At 43.9% G+C, this 20,283-nt stretch carries 20 protein-coding genes; 17 read left to right on the forward strand and 3 right to left on the reverse strand.

What is annotated here, in order from left to right:
• Nucleotides 1–295 precede the first annotated feature (295 nt).
• The 8 genes from ACY3LV_RS13085 to ACY3LV_RS13120 all read left to right on the forward strand — a co-directional run bounded on the left by ACY3LV_RS13085 (nucleotide 296) and on the right by ACY3LV_RS13120 (nucleotide 7,545).
• Entirely contained in the window at nucleotides 296–1,693 is a 1,398-nt protein-coding gene (locus ACY3LV_RS13085; protein WP_464863930.1) for a PcsB-like coiled-coil domain-containing protein, read from the forward strand.
• A 218-nt stretch (nucleotides 1,694–1,911) separates the two neighbouring features.
• Nucleotides 1,912–2,862 carry a thioredoxin-disulfide reductase gene (gene trxB, locus ACY3LV_RS13090; RefSeq protein WP_087993773.1) on the forward strand — a complete coding sequence of 317 codons (951 nt, stop codon included), beginning with the start codon at nucleotides 1,912–1,914 and terminating at the stop codon, nucleotides 2,860–2,862.
• A gap of 328 nt (nucleotides 2,863–3,190) precedes the next feature.
• A complete protein-coding gene (locus ACY3LV_RS13095; RefSeq protein ID WP_087993774.1) occupies nucleotides 3,191–3,658 on the forward strand; it encodes an 8-oxo-dGTP diphosphatase in 468 nt (155 codons plus the stop codon).
• 25 nt (nucleotides 3,659–3,683) lie between these two features.
• Nucleotides 3,684–4,571, forward strand: a complete 888-nt coding sequence (rapZ, locus tag ACY3LV_RS13100; protein WP_087993775.1) for an RNase adapter RapZ — start codon at nucleotides 3,684–3,686, stop codon at nucleotides 4,569–4,571.
• Nucleotide 4,572: 1 nt separating this feature from the next.
• The gene (gene mgfK, locus ACY3LV_RS13105) at nucleotides 4,573–5,526 is read left to right on the forward strand and encodes a gluconeogenesis morphogenetic factor (RefSeq protein WP_087993798.1); all 954 of its coding nucleotides are present in this window, start codon (nucleotides 4,573–4,575) and stop codon (nucleotides 5,524–5,526) included.
• 22 nt (nucleotides 5,527–5,548) lie between these two features.
• Nucleotides 5,549–6,499: a DNA-binding protein WhiA gene (whiA, locus tag ACY3LV_RS13110; protein ID WP_464863931.1), complete on the forward strand. Its 951-nt coding sequence runs from the start codon at nucleotides 5,549–5,551 to the stop codon at nucleotides 6,497–6,499.
• Nucleotides 6,500–6,522: 23 nt separating this feature from the next.
• Nucleotides 6,523–6,780 carry an HPr family phosphocarrier protein gene (locus ACY3LV_RS13115; RefSeq protein ID WP_003219835.1) on the forward strand — a complete coding sequence of 86 codons (258 nt, stop codon included), beginning with the start codon at nucleotides 6,523–6,525 and terminating at the stop codon, nucleotides 6,778–6,780.
• Nucleotides 6,781–7,545 carry an arylamine N-acetyltransferase gene (locus tag ACY3LV_RS13120; protein WP_333560949.1) on the forward strand — a complete coding sequence of 255 codons (765 nt, stop codon included), beginning with the start codon at nucleotides 6,781–6,783 and terminating at the stop codon, nucleotides 7,543–7,545.
• A gap of 35 nt (nucleotides 7,546–7,580) precedes the next feature.
• On the opposite strand, the gene ACY3LV_RS13125 is transcribed toward ACY3LV_RS13120, so the two are convergent.
• On the reverse strand, nucleotides 7,581–7,790 hold the full coding sequence (locus ACY3LV_RS13125; protein ID WP_148962687.1) for a hypothetical protein: 210 nt from the start codon (nucleotides 7,788–7,790) through the stop codon (nucleotides 7,581–7,583).
• A 145-nt stretch (nucleotides 7,791–7,935) separates the two neighbouring features.
• Here ACY3LV_RS13125 and psdR point away from each other — a divergent pair, with 145 nt between their 5' ends.
• The 4 genes from psdR to ACY3LV_RS13145 all read left to right on the forward strand — a co-directional run bounded on the left by psdR (nucleotide 7,936) and on the right by ACY3LV_RS13145 (nucleotide 12,496).
• Nucleotides 7,936–8,649, forward strand: a complete 714-nt coding sequence (gene psdR, locus ACY3LV_RS13130; protein WP_333560948.1) for a two-component system response regulator PsdR — start codon at nucleotides 7,936–7,938, stop codon at nucleotides 8,647–8,649.
• Nucleotides 8,643–9,713 (forward strand): HAMP domain-containing histidine kinase, encoded by a 1,071-nt coding sequence (locus tag ACY3LV_RS13135; protein ID WP_333560947.1) that lies wholly within the window; start codon nucleotides 8,643–8,645, stop codon nucleotides 9,711–9,713. Before psdR ends, ACY3LV_RS13135 begins: the two co-directional genes overlap by 7 nt.
• Before the next feature lie 82 nt (nucleotides 9,714–9,795).
• Entirely contained in the window at nucleotides 9,796–10,575 is a 780-nt protein-coding gene (gene psdA, locus ACY3LV_RS13140) for a lantibiotic ABC transporter ATP-binding protein PsdA (RefSeq protein ID WP_148962690.1), read from the forward strand.
• Nucleotides 10,550–12,496: an FtsX-like permease family protein gene (locus ACY3LV_RS13145; RefSeq protein ID WP_333560946.1), complete on the forward strand. Its 1,947-nt coding sequence runs from the start codon at nucleotides 10,550–10,552 to the stop codon at nucleotides 12,494–12,496. Before psdA ends, ACY3LV_RS13145 begins: the two co-directional genes overlap by 26 nt.
• A gap of 32 nt (nucleotides 12,497–12,528) precedes the next feature.
• Here ACY3LV_RS13145 and ACY3LV_RS13150 read toward each other — a convergent pair whose 3' ends face one another.
• A complete protein-coding gene (locus tag ACY3LV_RS13150; RefSeq protein WP_333560945.1) occupies nucleotides 12,529–13,506 on the reverse strand; it encodes a D-glycerate dehydrogenase in 978 nt (325 codons plus the stop codon).
• A 392-nt stretch (nucleotides 13,507–13,898) separates the two neighbouring features.
• Here ACY3LV_RS13150 and ACY3LV_RS13155 point away from each other — a divergent pair, with 392 nt between their 5' ends.
• Both ACY3LV_RS13155 and ACY3LV_RS13160 read left to right on the forward strand, forming a co-directional pair.
• The gene (locus tag ACY3LV_RS13155; RefSeq protein ID WP_333560944.1) at nucleotides 13,899–14,492 is read left to right on the forward strand and encodes a carbonic anhydrase; all 594 of its coding nucleotides are present in this window, start codon (nucleotides 13,899–13,901) and stop codon (nucleotides 14,490–14,492) included.
• Nucleotides 14,493–14,510: 18 nt separating this feature from the next.
• Nucleotides 14,511–16,112, forward strand: a complete 1,602-nt coding sequence (locus tag ACY3LV_RS13160; RefSeq protein WP_464863932.1) for a SulP family inorganic anion transporter — start codon at nucleotides 14,511–14,513, stop codon at nucleotides 16,110–16,112.
• A 26-nt stretch (nucleotides 16,113–16,138) separates the two neighbouring features.
• Here the strand turns inward: ACY3LV_RS13160 and ACY3LV_RS13165 are convergent, their stop codons facing one another.
• Entirely contained in the window at nucleotides 16,139–16,459 is a 321-nt protein-coding gene (locus ACY3LV_RS13165) for a MazG nucleotide pyrophosphohydrolase domain-containing protein (RefSeq protein ID WP_087993786.1), read from the reverse strand.
• Nucleotides 16,460–16,576: 117 nt separating this feature from the next.
• Here ACY3LV_RS13165 and ACY3LV_RS13170 point away from each other — a divergent pair, with 117 nt between their 5' ends.
• From ACY3LV_RS13170 to ACY3LV_RS13180, 3 genes are all read left to right on the forward strand, one after another.
• Nucleotides 16,577–17,152, forward strand: a complete 576-nt coding sequence (locus ACY3LV_RS13170) for an LOG family protein (RefSeq protein WP_333518104.1) — start codon at nucleotides 16,577–16,579, stop codon at nucleotides 17,150–17,152.
• Nucleotides 17,153–17,402: 250 nt separating this feature from the next.
• Nucleotides 17,403–18,353: a LacI family DNA-binding transcriptional regulator gene (locus ACY3LV_RS13175; protein ID WP_148962696.1), complete on the forward strand. Its 951-nt coding sequence runs from the start codon at nucleotides 17,403–17,405 to the stop codon at nucleotides 18,351–18,353.
• A 112-nt stretch (nucleotides 18,354–18,465) separates the two neighbouring features.
• Nucleotides 18,466–20,235 carry a glycoside hydrolase family 13 protein gene (locus ACY3LV_RS13180; protein ID WP_464863933.1) on the forward strand — a complete coding sequence of 590 codons (1,770 nt, stop codon included), beginning with the start codon at nucleotides 18,466–18,468 and terminating at the stop codon, nucleotides 20,233–20,235.
• Nucleotides 20,236–20,283 lie beyond the last annotated feature (48 nt).

Consider the following 20,283-nt stretch of genomic DNA (forward strand, 5'->3'; position numbering starts at 1 on the left):
ACTCGTTTAAGAAAAATGACAAATGATGAACGACTTGACATCTGTTTGAAACACAAATGTAATAAAATTTATCGCTAATTTGTCGAAACTTGATGGTATAATGATTCTCGTACATAAGGAATTAGTGTTTTTTACATATGATGTGAAATAAACGCTATACAGCCAGAATAAGAGATGCACAGAATAATTAACCATAAACAACCATCATTCCTCGTAGAGTATGAGGAACGAAACTTGATGTTTAAAATACGATTCCACATGAGAACAGGTTCACAGTAAAGGGAGGATATAAAAAGTGAGAAAGAGTTTATTGACACTTGGTTTGGCTTCCGTCATCGGTACAAGCAGTTTTTTGATCCCATTTACAAGTAAAACTGCATCGGCGGAAACATTAGATGAAAAGAAAGAAAATATCGAAAGCAAGCAATCTGAGGTTGCTTCCAGCATCGAAGCGAAGGAAAAAGAATTAACTGAGCTTCAGCAAAATCAATCAAAGATTGAAAAAGAACTGAAAGACATTAACGACAAGGCGCTTGATACAAGCAACCAGATCGAAGATAAAAAAGAAGAAAACGATAAAACAAAAGAAGAAATCAAAAAACTGAAAAAAGAGATTAAAGAGACAGAAGCCCGCATTGAAAAGCGCAACGAAATCTTGAAAAAACGCGTTCGTTCTTTACAGGAAAGCGGCGGATCTCAAGGGTACATAGATGTCCTTTTAGGATCAACTAGCTTTGGTGACTTTATCTCTCGCGCGACTGCGGTTTCATCTATTGTGGATGCAGACAAAGATTTAATCAAGCAGCAAGAGCAGGATAAAGCGAAGCTTGAAGATTCTGAAGCGGATTTGAATAACAAGCTGAAAGAAGTTCAAGCTGCATTGGCTAAATTAGAAACCATGCAAAAAGACCTTGATAAACAGCTTGATGATAAAGACAAGCTTTTCGAAGAAGCGAAAGCAAGCCAGAAGAAAACGGCTGACGCGATTTCTGAATTAAAATCAGAAGCATCTGAACTTGCTAACCAAAAAGCAGATACCGAAGCAGAGCAAGCACGCATTAAAAAAGAACAAGAAGCTGCGGCTGCTTTGATCAAAAAGCAGGAAGAAGCGCAAAAAGCATCTGATGAGACACAAACAGCTACAACTGAAACAGCAACAGCAAGCTCATCCCATGATGATTCTTCAAACAATTCTTCTAAGGGTTCATCAAACAGTTCGTCTAACGGCTCATCTTCTAAGAAGAGAAGCAGCTCAAACAGCAATTCAGGCGGCACTGTCATCAGTAACTCAGGCGGAATTGAAGGCGCGATCAGCGTTGGGTCAAGCATTGTCGGAAGATCTCCGTACAAATTTGGCGGCGGACGCTCTCAGTCTGATATCAACAACCGTATTTTTGACTGCTCATCATTTGTACGCTGGGCATACGCTTCTGCAGGTGTCAACCTTGGACCTGTCGGCGGAACAACAACTGACACTTTAGTTGGAAGAGGAAAAGCTGTCAGCGCGTCAGAAATGAAGCGCGGAGACTTAGTTTTCTTTGACACATACAAAACGAACGGTCACGTAGGAATCTACTTAGGAAACGGTACTTTCCTTAATGACAATTCATCTCATGGTGTATCAGTTGACTCTATGAGCAATAGTTATTGGAAAGATGCATTCAAAGGCGTTGTAAGACGTGTTGTTCAATAATAAATAAGACAAGGGCCTTCTTGAACAGAAGGCTCTTTCTTTATTAATACATATACCCCTTAAAAAAACATTTAATCATGATCAGAAAAAAATGAGCAAAAAAATAGCGTATCACCCTGAGATTTTATAGGATATGGGTAAGGAATACGTTAGATGGGGACTCTTATCATATAAAGAAGCGCCCCAACTTGAAAAAGACGTGTTAAGGAGTGAATAGTGTGTCAGAAGAAAAAGTATATGACGTGATTATTATCGGCGCGGGTCCTGCTGGGATGACGGCCGCTGTATACACATCAAGAGCAAATTTATCGACATTAATGATTGAAAGAGGAATTCCTGGCGGGCAAATGGCAAATACGGAAGATGTAGAAAACTATCCTGGGTTTGAAAGCATTCTCGGACCTGAGCTTTCCAACAAAATGTTTGAACACGCGAAAAAATTTGGTGCTGAATACGCTTATGGCGATATTAAAGAAGTCGTTGACGGCAAAGAGTACAAAGTGGTGAAAGCCGGTTCAAAAGAATATAAAGCACGTGCAGTCATCATTTCCGCGGGTGCGGAGTATAAGAAAATAGGCGTGCCTGGCGAAAAAGAATTAGGCGGCCGCGGTGTTTCTTATTGTGCAGTATGTGACGGCGCTTTCTTTAAAGGCAAAGAGCTTGTCGTTGTCGGCGGGGGAGATTCCGCGGTGGAGGAAGGCGTGTATCTGACACGTTTCGCTTCAAAAGTAACGATTGTTCACAGACGTGATAAACTCCGTGCGCAAAGCATTCTCCAAGCGAGAGCATTTGATAATGAAAAAATTGATTTCCTATGGAACAAAACTGTGAAGGAAATTCATGAAGAAAACGGCAAAGTCGGTAACGTAACGCTTGTCGATACGGTAACCGGTGAAGAAAGTGAATTCAAAACAGACGGCGTATTCATTTACATCGGCATGCTTCCTCTGTCTAAACCGTTTGAAAATCTGGGCATTACGAATGAAGAGGGCTACATCGAAACAAACGACCGGATGGAAACAAAGGTTGAAGGGATTTTCGCTGCCGGAGACATTCGCGAAAAATCACTGCGCCAAATCGTAACAGCTACAGGAGACGGAAGTATTGCGGCACAAAGCGTCCAGCATTATGTCGAAGAGCTCCAAGAAACGCTGAAAACCTTAAAATAAAAAGGCTGTCATACGAGTTTCATATTACGTTACTGGGTTTTAATTCCGCTGTAACACATGTGTAATGCTTTTCGGTTATGATTAATAACGTAATTGACCCCCTTTTTATAATGAATACACTTTTTTGGCACGGATTCTCCAGTTATCCGTGTCCTTTTTTTGTGTGAAAATAAAGGCGGATGCCTGTTACAGCAAAATCACCTGAGCTCAGAAATGAATATGCTGTAAAATAGAAGGAAAGATTGTCAATGTCTCTTCATTGTGGGAGGCATCTTGAAGCGGTATAATAAAGAGACGATGACAGGACGAGAAGGTTAGGTGAACGTACTTGCAAAGAGTGACAAATTGTGTGCTTCAGACGGATGACAAAGTCCTTCTGCTTCAAAAGCCGAGACGCGGCTGGTGGGTCGCGCCGGGAGGCAAAATGGAGAGCGGGGAATCAGTCAGAGACTCCGTCATCAGAGAGTACAGAGAAGAGACTGGTATCTATATCATAAACCCTCAGTTAAAAGGCGTTTTTACCTTTATCATTAAAGAAGGTGACCAGATAGTTTCTGAGTGGATGATGTTTACGTTTGTCGCTGATTCTTATACCGGACAAAATGTATCTGAATCAGAGGAAGGCAAATTGCAGTGGCACAATGTCGAGGAGATTCAAAACCTCCCAATGGCCCCGGGAGATGGCCATATTCTTGATTTTATGATGAAGGGACAAGGGCTGCTGCACGGTACATTTACGTATACACCGGACTTTAAGCTGCTCAGTTATCGTTTAGACCCGCAGCATATTAAATAGAAAGTACAAGTCAGGGGGGAGTTAGATGAGTGTTAGTGAATCACATGATATTCAGCTTGTCATTATAACCGGAATGTCGGGAGCGGGAAAAACTGTCGCCATTCAAAGCTTTGAAGATCTCGGCTATTTCTGCGTCGATAATCTTCCGCCTTCATTACTTCCGAAATTTTTAGAGCTGATGAAGGAATCAAATTCGAAAATGAGCAAGGTTGCGCTTGTGATGGATTTGCGAGGACGTGAATTTTTTGACCGAATGATTGAAGCGCTGGATGAAATGGCGGAAAATCCGTGGATTACACCGCGAATTTTATTCTTGGACGCGAAGGATTCCATTCTCGTCACGAGATATAAAGAAACGAGACGTTCACATCCGCTGGCATCGACTGGCCTTCCGCTTGAAGGCATCGGCCTGGAACGTGAACTGCTTGAGGAATTAAAAGGCCGCTCTCAAATGATTTATGATACGTCAGACATGAAGCCGCGTGATTTGCGTGAAAAAATCGTAAATCACTTTGCGTCAAACCAAGGAGAAACATTTACTGTGAATGTCATGTCATTTGGTTTTAAATACGGTATCCCGATTGACGCAGACCTCGTCTTTGATGTCAGATTTTTGCCGAATCCTTATTATATCGAAAGCATGCGGCCGCTGACTGGCAAGGATGAAGAGGTTTCCTCTTACGTCATGAAGTGGAATGAAACGCAGAAGTTCAATGAAAAATTGATCGATCTGCTGAGCTTTATGCTTCCATCTTACAAAAGAGAAGGAAAAAGCCAGGTCGTCATTGCGATCGGCTGCACAGGGGGCCAGCACCGCTCTGTGACACTTGCCGAACATTTAGCTGATTATTTCAAGAAGGATTACTATACTCATGTTACTCACCGGGACATTGAAAAGAGAAGCCGGAAATAAGATGGGACAAAAACCGAAAATCGCAATCTTTGGCGGGGGTACGGGTCTTTCTGTATTGCTTCGAGGCTTAAAGCATAAACCAGTTGACATTACGGCCATTGTGACAGTTGCCGATGATGGGGGGAGCTCTGGCCGTCTGCGGAATGAACTGAAAATTCCGCCTCCCGGAGACATCAGAAATGTGCTTGCCGCTTTATCCGATGTGGAGCCGCTTGTTGAAGATCTCTTTCAGCACCGCTTCAATAAGGGGAATGACTTAACAGGCCATTCTCTCGGGAATTTGATTTTGGCAGCGATGACAAATATAACCGGTGATTTTTTTCACGCTGTCACAGAAATGAGCAAGGTGCTGAATGTAAGAGGAAAAGTTTTGCCGGCTGCCAATGCCAGTGTCGTTCTGCATGCTCAGATGGAAGACGGCCGCGTGGTTTCAGGCGAGTCCACGATTCCGGCTTACGGACAGCGCATTAAGCGTGTTTTTCTCACGCCTGAACATATTGACCCGCTGCCGGAAACGATAGACGTAATCAGGGAAGCGGATTTGATTATCATCGGCCCGGGAAGCCTCTATACAAGCATTCTTCCCAATTTGCTCGTCCCAAAAATCGGGGAAGAAGTGATAAAGGCGCAGGCGAAAAAGGTATACATTTGCAACGTGATGACTCAGCCCGGCGAAACGCTTCATTACACCGCTGCTGATCACGTGAAAGCGCTCAATCAGCATATGGGCTGCGGTTTTATTGATACGATATTAGTGAACAGCGAAGACATTCCTGACGAAATCAAACGTAAGTACGAAATGGAATCGGCGCGCCCTGTTGATTTTGATATCGAAGAGCTGAAAGCGATGGAGCTGGAAGTCATCAGAGATCAAATCGTAACGTATAAAAATGACGTAATTCGTCACGATACACATAAAGTGGCTTCTCTTCTTGTCGATTTACTGAAAGAATGAAGCCTTGAAATGAGGTGGCTATATGTCATTTGCATCGGAAACAAAAAAAGAATTAACGAATCTGGAAGTGAAAGACTGCTGCATTAACGCAGAGCTGTCTGCTCTTATCCGGATGAATGGAGCATTATCATTTACAAACCGCCATCTCGTACTTGATGTTCAAACCGAAAATGCGGCGATTGCCCGCCGCATCTATACATTGCTGAAAAAACAATATGATGTGTCGGTCGAGCTTCTGGTCAGAAAGAAAATGCGGCTGAAAAAGAATAACGTCTATATTGTGCGTTTTTCCGAAAATGCAAAAGCGATTTTAGAGGATTTAAAAATACTTGAGAAGAATTTTGTGTTTGAACGAAGTATTTCGGAAGAGCTGGTCAAAAAGAGATGCTGCAAACGCTCTTATATGAGAGGGGCATTTTTGGCGGGAGGTTCGGTCAATAACCCGGAAACCTCCTCGTATCATTTAGAAATCTTCTCTCTTTATAAGGAGCATAACGATTCATTATGCGACCTGTTAAATGAGTTTCAGTTAAACAGCAAAACGCTCGAACGTAAAAAAGGCTATATTACCTATTTAAAAGAGGCTGAAAAGATTACCGAATTTCTCAACGTCATCGGCGCCCACAATTCTCTTCTGCGATTTGAGGATGTCAGAATCGTCAGGGATATGAGAAATTCGGTCAATCGCCTCGTTAATTGTGAAACAGCCAACTTAAACAAAACGATTGGCGCTTCGCTCAGACAGGTGGAAAATATTAAATACATCGATGAACGGATCGGCCTGGATGCACTTCCTGAAAAACTTCGGGAAATCGCGCAGCTGCGGATTGATTATCAGGAAGTGACGCTGAAAGAACTAGGGGAAATGGTAACAAGCGGAAAAATCAGCAAATCAGGGATCAATCACAGGCTGAGAAAACTTGATGAAATCGCGGAACAGCTGCGGACAGGGCAAACCATCACTTTAAAATAACCGTAAAGAAAAGGGGAGATCTTATGGTTCAACAGAAAGTGGAAGTTCGATTAAAGACAGGACTGCAGGCGCGTCCTGCTGCTTTGTTTGTGCAAGAAGCAAACCGGTTTACGTCAGATGTGTTTCTTGAGAAGGATGGGAAAAAAGTAAACGCAAAAAGCATCATGGGACTGATGAGCCTTGCCGTAAGCACAGGCACTGAGGTGACCTTGATTGCCCAGGGAGAAGACGAACAAGAGGCGCTGGAAAAGCTGGCTGCTTATGTTCAAGAAGAAGTTTAGGTGATAAAGATGAGTGACTTTCTAAATGACTGCTTTCAGAAAATCGGCTGGGAGAAAGACCATGTCAGCTTCGGCGATCTCCCCCTTTTTCTCGAAGCAATGGCATACCGTTTCCCATTTGAAAATCGTGCCGTACTCGCAAATGAGGATTATAAGGTAACAAAAGAAGAGCTATGGCGCCGTCTGGTCAAAGAACAGCGCGGCGGTCTGTGCTACGATTTAAATGGTTTCCTTTATTTTGTCCTGCGGGAGGCCGGGTTTCATGTGAAGCTCATTCGGGGGACGGTTTATGCAGGGCATCAAGAAGAGTGGGCGTTAGACGGAACGCATGCCGCTGTATTGCTGTCTGCGGAAAAAGGTGATTATATCTTAGATATCGGCTTCGGCATCAACCTGGCGCTCCAGCCGATACCGCTTTCCGGCGAAACGGTACAGTCACCTGTCGGGTCATTTCGAGTGAAAGAAGAAAAGACAGAAATGGGCAGCCATGTTCTGTTGATGGATAAAGGGGAAGGCTGGCAAATCGGTTACGCCTTTACCCTTGATGAGAGCGATCCGGGTGATTTAGATGACATGAAGGACATGATACACTCTCATGAAAAATCTCCTTTTAACAAATCACCGCTCGCCTCAAAGCTGACGCCGAGCGGACGGATGGTCATGTCTGAGCGCCATTTGACGATTCAGGAAAACGGCGGAGAGAGCCAAAAAAGTGATATTGTCTCTTCAGAGTTTGAAGAGAAATTAAATACTCATTTTTTGTAACGTAAAAAGCTTGCAGCATGTCTGCAAGCTTTTTCTTATGAACAAGTATTGATTACTACATCAAATGCATCTTCCGGGATATACAATTTCCCTTTTTCATATTGATAAGGAATTTGATGCTCTTTAAAGCACTGTTTGGTGTATTCAGTTAGTGAATCTCCAATTTCTATGTATTCTCCGGTATAGTTCGGCTGACATGCTGAAAGAATTGACGTAATGGTGACAAAGAGCATGATTTTCTTCATAATGACACCTGCTTATCAAGAAGTTTTTTCCTTTTTTATTCTACCATAACGAGTAGAAAAAGACCGATTTACGATCCCGTCACATGCTATAATAATTTTGGAATCTTCTAGAAAAATCTTCGTCCAGAATATAAGGGGGATAAACGTGTATCGGATTTTGCTTGTGGAAGATGATGAACGCATTGCTTCTTTGCTGGGCGGTCATCTTCAAAAATACGGATATGAAGTAAAAATGGCTGAACAGCTGAATGATATAAAATATGAATTTATAGAAATGAAGCCGGATCTTGTCCTGCTTGATATTAATCTGCCTTTTTTTGACGGGTTTTATTGGTGCAGGCAAATCCGTACCATTTCCAATGCGCCGATTATCTTTATATCGGCACGAACCGATGAAATGAATCAGGTGATGGCGATTGAAAATGGCGGCGATGATTATATCACGAAACCATTCCATTTAGAGGTAGTGGTGGCCAAAATCAAAAGCGTCCTGCGCCGCACATATGGTGAATACTCGCCCTCTTTGTCACAGGAATCAAGAATAATGGAGCTGGGCGGGCTCACGATTTATCCGGATCAGAATGAGGCGGAGTGGAACAGCACCCGCATCTTGTTTTCACAAAAAGAATTTCAGCTCTTATCTATTTTCGTGAAAAAGCATAAAAAAATTGTCTCTCGTGATGAATTATTGGAGGCTTTATGGGATGACGTTGATTTTGTGGATGATAATACGTTAACGGTCAATGTCAATCGGCTGCGGAGAAAACTGGAGAATGCAGGACTGAAAGATTGCATTTCAACGATAAGGGGACAAGGCTATCAATTTCAAGTCAATCGGAAGGATGAACCGGAGTGTTAAAGACGTATCTCATCGACCGCTTAGCTATTATTTTATTTTCATTATTAGGGATAGGGGCCGCCATGTTGATTGCGTATTTAAGCATCATAGAGAGCGGCGCAGAACCTCCCGCAGAAAATATGATGTACATATGGGTTTTGCCGGGTGTTCTTTTAGCCGCCGGTTTTGCTGCTGATTATGTTCGGCAATTTTCCTTTCTGACTTATGTCAAAAAGCTTGCAGAACGAGCGCCTTCTTCGAATGACATCGGACAGGCTTTGAAAGCCCGAAACCCAAGAACTCGAGAGCAGGCGCTTTGGACGAAAATGATCAACACACTCGGGCAGCAATACGAAGGCAGGCTCTTACAATATATGAATCAGCAAAAACAGCATTATACTTTCACCAATCAGTGGGTCCACCATATGAAAACACCGGTTTCTGTTATTTCCTTAATGATTCAAGAAGGAAAAAACGGAGCCTCTTCTTCTTTTCCGACGTTTTTAGAGGAGCTTGAGGATGAAAATGAGAGATTTCGCCACGGTCTTGATATGATGCTGCAAACAGCCCGGCTGGAGGAATTTGCATTTGATGTAAAGCCGCAAACCTTTGATGTGGCCGAGCTGGTCCGTTCACTTATTAATCAGGAAAAACGGCAGTTTATCAAACGGCGCCTTTTTCCAACATTACATGTTCCGCCAAACGCCGTTCAGATTTCCAGTGATCAAAAATGGCTTTCCTTTGTCGTCGAGCAAATCCTTTTCAATGCCTTGAAATACTCAAAGCAAGGGGTGGGAGACCATATTACAATCCGGATAGAAACGCAGGGGCGTGAGACGCGTTTGTCGGTTGCTGATGAAGGCATCGGCATACCGCCGCAGGATCTGCCGCGGATTTTTGACGCGTTTTTTACCGGGGAAAACGGACGAAGCATGAAAGAGGCAACGGGAATGGGTCTTTATTTAGCAAAACAGGTATGCAGCCGGCTTGGCCACCAGCTGTATGCGGAATCAAAAGAAGGGGCTGGCACGGTGATGACCATCGTGTTTTCAAGTGACACCCTAGTGAATGTGACAGCATTGTAAGGTTGGAGCGCGGAATTGCAAGAAAGTTCGATGGGAGGCTGCTGACTTCCTTTTTATAATAAAGAAAAAGGAGGAGCAGAACATGAACGTGTTACAAACAACGAACCTGTCGAAAACGTACTATTCAAATAAAGGAACGATATCATATCAAGCGCTCAGCGACTTTGACCTCAGTGTGGAAAAAGGAGAATTTGTCGGCATTATGGGGCCGTCGGGAAGCGGAAAAACCACGCTTCTGAATTTGCTGGCCACCATTGATAAGCCGACCCAGGGTGAGATGATGATTAACGGCATTCAGCCGAAAGCGTTAAAGGATCAGGAGCTGGCTCTGTTTCGCAGAAGAGAACTCGGCTTCGTCTTTCAGGATTTTAATCTGCTTGATACGCTGACGGTTCGGGAAAATATTCTGCTGCCGCTCGCACTGGATAAGGTAAAGCTAAAAGAAATGGAAGCCCGTCTGGATGAATTGGCCAATGCATTGCAAATTAAGCATATTCTCGACCACCGGACATACGAGGTGTCGGGCGGGCAGCAGCAGCGGGCCGCTTGCGCCAGAGCTATTATTCACAATCCGGCGCTCATTCTAGCTGATGAACCGACAGGAAATCTTGATTCAAAATCGGCAAAGCAAGTGATGAACACGCTGGCTCAGCTGAATGAAGAAAAAGAAGCGACGATATTATTGGTCACGCATGATGCGACAGCGGCGAGCTTCTGTAAACGGATTGTTTTTATTAAGGATGGCCGTTTCTTTTCAGAGATTCACAGAGGGACAAATCAACAGGTGTTTTATCAAAGTATATTGGATACCTTGAGTGTGTTGGGAGGCGATTTTCATGAATTTGAGAACCATCGCCCGTAAAAACATTCTTGGGAATCTGCAACGGTATGTCGCCTACTTTTTAAGCTGTGTGTTTGCCGTTTCCGTGTTTTTTGTCTTCACATCTTTCATTTTTCATCCGGATGTCAATGAAGACAATATATATGGCGGAAGCCTTGTCAAAACGTGCTTAAGCGCAGCCCTTGTCGTCATCATTGTGTTTTGTCTATTTTTTATCTCATATTCGAATTCGGCGTTTTTGCAGGCGAGAAAGAAAGAGTTTGGGCTGCTGACACTTTTCGGAACATCAAAACAGCAGCTCCGCAAGATGATTTATTATGAGCAGTCTCTGATCTCTCTTGCGGCGATTGCGGCAGGTATTGGAGCAGGGCTGTTATTTTCAAAGCTGTTTTTTATGATCATGACATGGATGCTCAGCGTGAAGGTGCCGATTTCGTTTGTCATTGTGCCGAAAGCGTTTGTGCTGACGGCTGCGGGCTTTCTCATCCTGTTTCAGACGCTGCTCATTTTATCGCTGGGGCGGATTCGCAAGCTGGAAATCATTGAGTTGATGAAATCGGCTCAAAAGCCGAAAAGCTTGCCGGCCTATTCGAAATGGCTCACTGCGCTGTCATTGCTGTGCCTCGGCGGAGGTTATTATCTCGCTGCGACTGCAAATGTGATCGACATGGTGTTTCGGGTCTTTCCGATTCTGATTTTAGTGTTAATTGGCACGTATTTCTTTTTTACCCAAAGCAGTGTGGCGTTTTTCCGGATGCTGTACAGAAAGAAACACAGCTTCTATAAAGGCACCAATATCATTGTGCGTTCCAACATGATCTTCCGGCTGAAGGATCACGCCAGCATGCTGTTTTTAACCTCTATCATTACAGCGGTTATACTCACAGCGACAGGTGTCATCTATATGTTTTATGCCGATTTGCAAAGGCAGCAGGAGCAAAGCATTCCTCAGTCTGTTGCATGGGTGGAAAAAGACGCTTCCCGTTTTCAGGTGATGGAGCCTGCGAGAGCGGAGAGCACACTGAGAAAAGCAGATGCTGAGATTAAGTATAAGGTGAATGCCACAGGGATTCCTGTCACTTTTCAATCAGACCTGCCGTATGGAAACAAGAAAATGGAAGCGGAAGCCTTGCTGATTTCAGAGAAAATCTATAATCAAGTCGCAAAGGAAAAAGGTTACCCAGTTATTCATTTACAAGAAAATGAAGCGTTTATCAATGTTCCTTTTCAGATGATGGTGAAAGATACATTTGGAGAAGGGGAAACAGCAGCATTTCATATGAAGTCAGAAAAAACACTTTCCTATGTCATGAAAAAGCAGGAAAACAAAGGGATATTGATGTCAGTCGGAGGAGTCAGCCGTTTATTGGTCGTCAGCGAAAATAGCTTTGACAGCCTGACACGGGATGTGCCGCTGAAGGAACAGATGAGAGTGGTAGGTTACGAGCTTGAGCATTGGCAGGAGACGGTGGATGTCTCTGAAAAACTTGAAAACATGGTGCCGAAAGAACATACATCTGATTTTCAAACACGTGCTCCAAGTTATCAGATTGTAAAGCAGGCCGTGGCATTAACGCTGTTTATAGGAATGTTTGTCAGCGTGCTGTTTTTTATCGTGCAAGGAAGCATGCTGTATTTGCGAATGTTTACGGAAATAGAGGATACGAGATTGCAGGTGTTAGCGTTAAAGAGGATAGGGATTACGGACAAAGAAATTCACTCCATCCTTGGAAAACAAATTGGATTTTTATTCTTCATCCCGTTTATCGCGGGTACCATTCATGCAGGCTTTGCGTATGCAGCGTTAAGCAATATGCTGCATTCAAACTTATTTCTGGAGGCTGTATTGGTCATCTTCATTTATTTTGTGTTTCAGGCAGTATACTATCTTGTCACCCGCTACATCTATAAGCGTGCTGTTCTGCAACATATCACATTTTAACATCCGGTCTGTTTCAGACCGGATGTTTTCTATTATTGAAATTCTCTTGTGAGATTTTTCGGCGTTTGTCCTTGGATGGCTGCGATCATGTTTTCGGCAGCCTGTTTGCACATGTTGAAGCGCACTTTTGCTGTTGCTGAACCGATGTGCGGGAGCAGTGTCACGTTATCCAGCTGTAAGAGCGGGTTATCCTGTGTGACAGGTTCTTTTTCGTATACATCTAAGCCGGCTCCTCTGATCCAGCCTTCTTGCAGGGCGCGAATCAGCGCTTTTTCATCAACTGTCTTTCCCCGGGAAATATTGACGAAAATTGCTGAATCCTTCATCATCTTAAATTCGCGTTCCCCTATCATGTGATACGTTTCATCAGTCAGCGGCGTAATGAGCAGAATAAAGTCAGATTGTTTGAGCAATGTATCGAGCTCAGCGTACTCGACGCCGATGCTGTTTTCAGTTTCTAGTTTGCGATGGCGGTTATGATAAAGCACTTCCATATCGAAACCGAATTTGGCGCGTCTTGCGGCTTGTTCGCCAATTCTGCCCATGCCGATAATGCCTAACGTTTGATGATGAACGTCAATGCCGAAAAGCGCTTCTTCATCAACGGTTCCCCATTTTCCGGCTCTGACGAAACGGTCCAGTTCGGCAACACGTCTGGCGGAAGATAGAATGAGAGAAAAGGCCAGATCCGCGACCGTATCATCCAGTGTATAAGGTGTATGAGTGCCGGCGACTCCACTTTTTTTCATCGCTTCTATATCGAAGTTATCATAGCCTACGGATTGGTTGCTGACCACTTTGAGCTTTGGCGCATGTTCAAGCAGTTCACGATTGATGGACGGTCCGGACGTTCCTGTAGTTAAAAGCCCTTCAGCATCTTTTAATTTCTCAAATAGCACGTCACTCGGAAGCGTATCTTCCTGCCATATTTCATAACGGCAATGTTCATCGATGAATGATTCAATCTCTTCAGGAATCGGTTTTGTGATGAATACAAATGGTTTCAACAAGGCTCCCCCTTTATGGCTGTTGTCTTTTTTATTATATCGGAAATAAATAGATGTTAAAAATATAGCTATGTTCATTTTGATTTCTGGTTCTTTTGAACTTAAAATGGATATGAAGACCGGCTGAACAGCTAAATTGGCTTAAATAAGTTTTTTAATTATCTGAATTCACCTATATTTTTTGTCAGACAAATCATCCATATCGAGTTGAAGCCAGATTATAGGGATCAATAAATATAAATTTTATTATCTTTGAAAGATATAAATGTTTCTGTTTTTATTCTACAGTTCAATTATAGTGTCTTTTTGTGAAAGCCTTTTCGAGGCGTATTCCTATGCTATAATTCCTTACTGTAAGCTGGGTAAGAAGGCTTGCGAAATCATATGGATGGGAGATGAATCAAATGGTTTCTTTAACATCAATTTTGGAACACAATCAGCGGTTTGTCAGAGAGAAGAAGTACGAACCGTACAAAACGACAAAATTTCCTTCAAAAAAGCTCGTCATTGTCACCTGTATGGATACAAGGCTCACCGAACTTCTTCCGCAAGCAATGGGGCTTAAAAACGGCGATGCTAAAATTGTTAAAAACGCGGGAGCCATCGTTTCCCACCCATTTGGAAGCGTGATGCGCAGCATACTGGTCGCGATTTATGAATTGCAGGCTGAAGAGGTGTGCATTGTCGGCCACCATGAATGCGGGATGTCGGGACTGAATGCGTCCTCGATTCTCGAGAAAGCAAAGGAACGCGGAGTGGAAGAAAGCTGCCTGAACTTGCTGGCTAGCGCCGGACTTGATTTGAAAACATGGCTGACTGGTTTTCACAGCGTAGAAGAAAGCGTTTCCCATAGTGTGAATTTGATCAAGCATCATCCGCTGCTGCCGAAAAAGGTGCCGGTTCACGGACTTGTCATTCACCCTGAAACAGGAAAACTTGATGTCGTCATTAACGGTTTTGAAACTGAGCTCATAAACACTCAATCATAAGGGAGGTTATAGCAAAATATGCGATTCTCAGGGAGATTCAAGTCCTATAATTTACAGAAATTTCAGAAAGACTTGATTGCAGGTATCGTAGTAGGTGTCGTGGCAATTCCTTTAGGGATGGCGTTTGCCATTGCTTCGGGAGTTCAGCCTGAATACGGGCTGTACACTGTTGTTGTGGCGGGGATTTGTATTTCTTTGTTTGGGGGCTCCAAATATCAAATTGGCGGTCCGACAGGCGCCTTTGTCCCGATTCTATTTGGCATTGTGATGCAGTACGGCTTTGAGAACCTGTTGATTGCAGGGTTTATGGCAGGAGTAATGCTGGTGCTGTTCGGGCTGTTTAAGCTCGGAAAGATCATGAAATTCGTGCCGAAACCTGTTATCGTCGGTTTTACAGCCGGGATTGCCGTGCTGATCTTTACAGAGCAAATCGCTAATTTTCTTGGTTTGAGTAATATTGAGAAACATGAGAATTTTCATCACAACATGTTTGAAATTGCACAGAATCTCGGCACATTCAACGTGTATGCCATTTTGACAGCGGTGATCGGGCTCGTCATTTTGCTTGTATTCGCCAAGGTGATGCCTAAAGTACCTGGCGCTTTATTGGCGCTTCTTATTTCGACATTGGTCGCGGTTGTCTTTTTCCCTGACCGCATGGCAACGATCGGGTCAACATATGGAGAAATTCCCCGCCATTTGCCTGAATTTCAGTTTCCTGAGCTTACATTCGATAAAATGGTCATGCTGTTTCCGGCAGCCCTTGTCATCGCGCTTCTTGGCGGCCTTGAGTCGATTTTGTCCGCGATGGTCGCTGATAATATGAAGGGCTCAAAGCATGACAGCAACAAGGAGCTTGTCGGCCAGGGAATTGCGAATATGGCTGCGCCGCTGTTCGGCGGAATCCCGGCAACAGGAGCGATCGCCAGAACGGCGACCAATATTAAAAACGGAGCGGTGTCGCCTGTTTCAGGCGTTGTTCACGGTGTAGTCGTTCTTCTTGTCCTGCTCGTATTCGCGCCTTATGCATCCCATGTGCCGCTTGCCAGTATGGCGCCGATCCTCATGGTTGTTGCATGGAATATGAGTGAGCGCAAGGAAGTCGCAAACATGCTGAGACTGAAAACCGCTGATTCCTTTATTTTGGCAGCAACCTTTGCGCTAACCGTTCTGTTTGACTTAATCGTCGGTGTGGGTATTGGCTTGCTGCTCGCATTTGTGTTCTTCATCAGAAGGATGAGTGAAGCAACCCGCATCCACAATCAGGAATCGCATCCTTTTTTGGCGAAGACAACAAAGAGAGAAGACTCATCTGTCAGCATGTATGCCATAGAAGGACCGCTGTTTTTCGGGTCAATTGATTCGCTTGAATCTTCACTGCTGGAGCATGTACAGAAAAAGCCAAAGACCCTTATTCTGCTCATGAATAAGGTGCACTACATGGATACGTCGGCCGAAGCAGTGCTAGGGAACATTATGAACCGAATTAAACGCCACAACGGAAAGCTGATGATTGTAGGACTGCAATCGCAGCCGAAGGAACTGCTGCATAAAACAGGCCTATTTCACAAAATAGGGAAACAGCATTTCTTTGATCACCATGATGAAATCAGAGGTTAAAAAAAGCGGCCGTTGCGGCCGCTTTTTTATGCATGCTCAAATCGTTTTGTCAGCTTTTCTTGGTGTGCCTTCATCACCTCTTCTAAGGATACACCGTACATGTCAGCAAGAATGGCGATATTTCCGATGACATCTCCCATTTCCTCAATCAATTCTTGTTTTTGCTCAGCTCGTGACGATTCTTTCTCATCCGGCCGGTCTCTGCCGATTTCATATGCTCTGACAGCCCGGGCCAGCTCTCCTGCTTCCTCCATTAAAAAGCTCACTCGAATAAACGGTCCGTACTCTGTCCAGCCTCTTTTTTCGTAAAAATCTTTCATCCATTTCTCTGCATCAGTCAGCTGCAACATTATCACTCCTGCATTCTTTATGTATTTCATATTGATATTATCACATGAAGGTGGGACAATATATAGTGTGTTTTTTGAACATTTGATACGATATATAGATGCGGAGATGACAAAATGAAAACAATTTGTGTATTTGCGGGCTCAAACCCGGGGGGAAATGAAGCGTATAAAAGAAAAGCGGAAGAGCTAGGTGCGTACATGGCTGAGCAGGGAATCGGCCTTGTCTATGGGGGCTCCCGCGTAGGTTTGATGGGCGCAATCGCCGACGCGATAATGGAAAACGGCGGAACTGCGATCGGGGTCATGCCGAGCGGTTTGTTCAGCGGGGAGGTTGTCCATCAAAACCTGACTGAGCTGATTGAAGTAAACGGCATGCATGAACGAAAAGCTAAAATGAGCGAGCTGGCGGACGGCTTTATCGCCATGCCGGGCGGCTTCGGTACATATGAAGAATTATTTGAAGTGCTTTGCTGGGCGCAGATCGGCATTCACCAAAAGCCGATCGGACTGTACAATGTGAATGGATATTTTGAACCGATGATGAAAATGATCAAATACAGCATTCAGGAAGGGTTTTCTAACGACTCGCACCTTAAACTGATCCACAGCTCTTCACGGCCGGATGAGTTAATTGAGCAAATGCAAAACTACTCGTATCCGATTTTAGAGAAAAAGTGGACGGAAATTTAAAAAAAGAGCCTTCAAGTGAGCCACCTGCCGTATTTGTTATGAGTCCGGCCGTGCATCCACGGCCTTGATCCTCTATTCTATGGGAGTATTTCAGGTGGAAAATGAACTAAAAATCGAGTTTTTTCAACAAAGGAGGTTTCCTGAAGGAAATCTCCTTTTTTCTATTCTTTTTGCTGCTAGTCTATTCAGTTGTAAATAAAGGACTTTTTCACTAGTTTGGATAATATGCACAGGTAAGGAGGGGATGAAAATGGCAACATTGTCAGATGTGGCAAAAAAAGCAAATGTTTCGAAAATGACGGTATCACGAGTGATAAATCATCCTGAGACGGTGACAGATGAATTGAAAAAGCTTGTTCATTCTGCGATGAAAGAGCTGAATTACATCCCTAATTATGCGGCAAGAGCGCTCGTGCAAAACAGAACACAGGTTGTCAAACTGTTGATTCTTGAGGAAATGGATACGACAGAACCATATTACATGAACCTGCTGACCGGAATCAGCCGGGAGCTGGATCGCAATCATTATGCTCTGCAGCTTGTGACAAGAAACTCTCTCAATATTGGCCAATGCGACGGCATTATTGCCACCGGCTTGAGGAAGACCGATTTTGAAGGTGTGATCAAAGCTTTTGAGAAGCCGCTGGTCGTATTTGGACAAAATGAAATGGGCTATGATTTTATCGATGTAAATAACGAGAAAGGCACTTTTATGGCAACCCGCCATGTGATGGGGCTGGGGGAGCGGGAAATTGTCTTTATTGGTATTGATTTAGATGAGCCTTTTGAACGTTCAAGAGAACAGGGATACATTCGGGCAATGAATGAAAGCTTTAGAAAAACGAAAATATTTCGGATCGACAACAGTTCTAAGAAAAGTGAATGCCTTGCAAGAGAAGTGCTGAAATCTCTGGATCATCAGGCCGCGTTTGTCTGTGCATCCGATCGGATCGCGCTCGGCGTCATTCGTGCCGTGCAATCGCTTGGAAAACGAATACCGGAAGACGTCGCGGTGACCGGGAATGACGGTATTTTTCTTGATCGCATCTCCTCGCCCCGGTTGACTACGGTCAGACAGCCTGTTGTTGAAATGGGGGAAGCCTGTGCGAGAATGTTACTGAAAAAAATGAATGAAGGCGGGGCCGCTCAAGGAAATCTATTTTTTGAACCGGAGTTGATTGTACGGGAATCAACACTGTAAGCGAATTATTCTGTTATCGGTAACAAGGTGAAAAGGATTGTTCCTGATATTTCATCATGATACTTTCAAGCTAAGAGCCGGCCTAATGAAAACGGAATTCAAAGGGGGAGACATGATGGAATATGCAGCGATTCATCATCAGCCGTTCAGTTCTGATGCTTATTGTTATGACGGGCGGACGGTGCATATCAAGATTCGGACAAAAAAAGGTGATGCAGATCACATTCGATTCATTTGGGGTGATCCTTATGAGTACAACGGCGGCAGGTGGTCGGCAAACGAGCAGCCGATGAGGAAAATTGCCGCAACAGACATGCATGATTATTGGTTTGCTGAAGTGGTGCCGCCATTTAGGCGTCTGCAATATGCGTTTGTTGTTACAGACCGTCATGAAGACATCTTTTTCGGAAGTTCAGGTGTATGCCCTTATAACGAAAAAACGCTGGAGACGATCCATTATTATTTTAAATTTCCATTTGTTCACGAGACTGATACATTCCAAGCGCCTCAGTGGGCAAAATCAACGGTTTGGTATCAAATTTTTCCGGAGCGTTTTGCGAATGGAAGAGAAGACTTGTCACCGGAGAATGCATTGCCGTGGGGAAGCAAGGATCCGGACGTCAATGATTTTTTTGGAGGAGATTTGCAGGGGATTATTGACAAGCTTGATTATTTAGAGGATTTAGGGGTGAACGGGATTTATTTAACGCCGATCTTTTCCGCGCCTTCTAATCACAAATACGACACGCTGGATTACTATTCTATTGATCCGCATTTTGGAGATCCGGAGCTTTTTCGCACATTGGTCAGCCAGCTTCATCAGCGGGGGATGAGAATTATGCTTGATGCTGTTTTTAACCATATAGGAAGCGCTTCTCCGCAGTGGCAGGATGTCGTGAAAAACGGAGCTCAATCACGCTATAAAGACTGGTTTCATATTCACTCTTTTCCTGTCAAAAAAGACAATTATGATAGGTTTGCGTTTACACCCGATATGCCGAAGCTAAATACGGCTAATTCCGAAGTACAGAGATACTTGCTAGATATTGCATTGTACTGGATTCGCGAATTTGACATTGACGGCTGGCGTTTGGATGTGGCAAATGAAGTGGATCACGTTTTTTGGAAGACATTCAGGCAAGCTGTATCAGCGGAAAAGCCGGATGTTTATATTGTAGGAGAGATTTGGCATTCCGCCGAACCTTGGCTTAGAGGAGATGAATTTCATGCGGTGATGAACTATCCCTTTACAGAGCCTATGATTGAATATTTTGCTGACGGGACGATTCCAGCCTCGCGTATGGCCCACCGTGTAAATGCCCATTTGATGAATGGAATGAAGCAGGTCAATGAGGTGATGTTTAATGTACTGGATAGCCATGATACAAAACGCCTTTTGACCAGATGCCGCAATGACGAGAAAAAAGCACGCGCTTTGCTGGCCTTTATGTTTGCCCAGATAGGTTCACCATGCATCTATTACGGAACGGAAATCGGGCTGGACGGCGAAAATGATCCATTATGCCGGAAATGTATGGTTTGGGAAAAAGAGAAGCAGAACCAAGACATGCTGCGATTTATGAAACGGTTAATTGCTTTGCGCAAACAGGAAAACACTTTATTGACTGAGGGACATCTTGAGTGGAATCTGCTGGATGACCAAAACCATTTTATTCGTTTTTCGCGGACTCTTGAGGAAAAAACACTGATTTATTTCTTTAACCAGGGGGACGCGGCTCGACATGTCAGTTTGCGAGATTTGAATATTGAAAGGAATAAGAAAATCTACGATGTATGGACAGATCAGCCGCTTCATCATCACGATGTCTTTGCCGTTCAGCCGGGAGAATTTTTTATTTTGGGTGTTGCCGTCCCTGTTTAAATTCTGTTATCGGTAACAAGTTAAAATATGTTGTAACCGCTTTCTGGA

The sequence above is a fragment of the Bacillus sp. 11C genome (assembly GCF_055486375.1).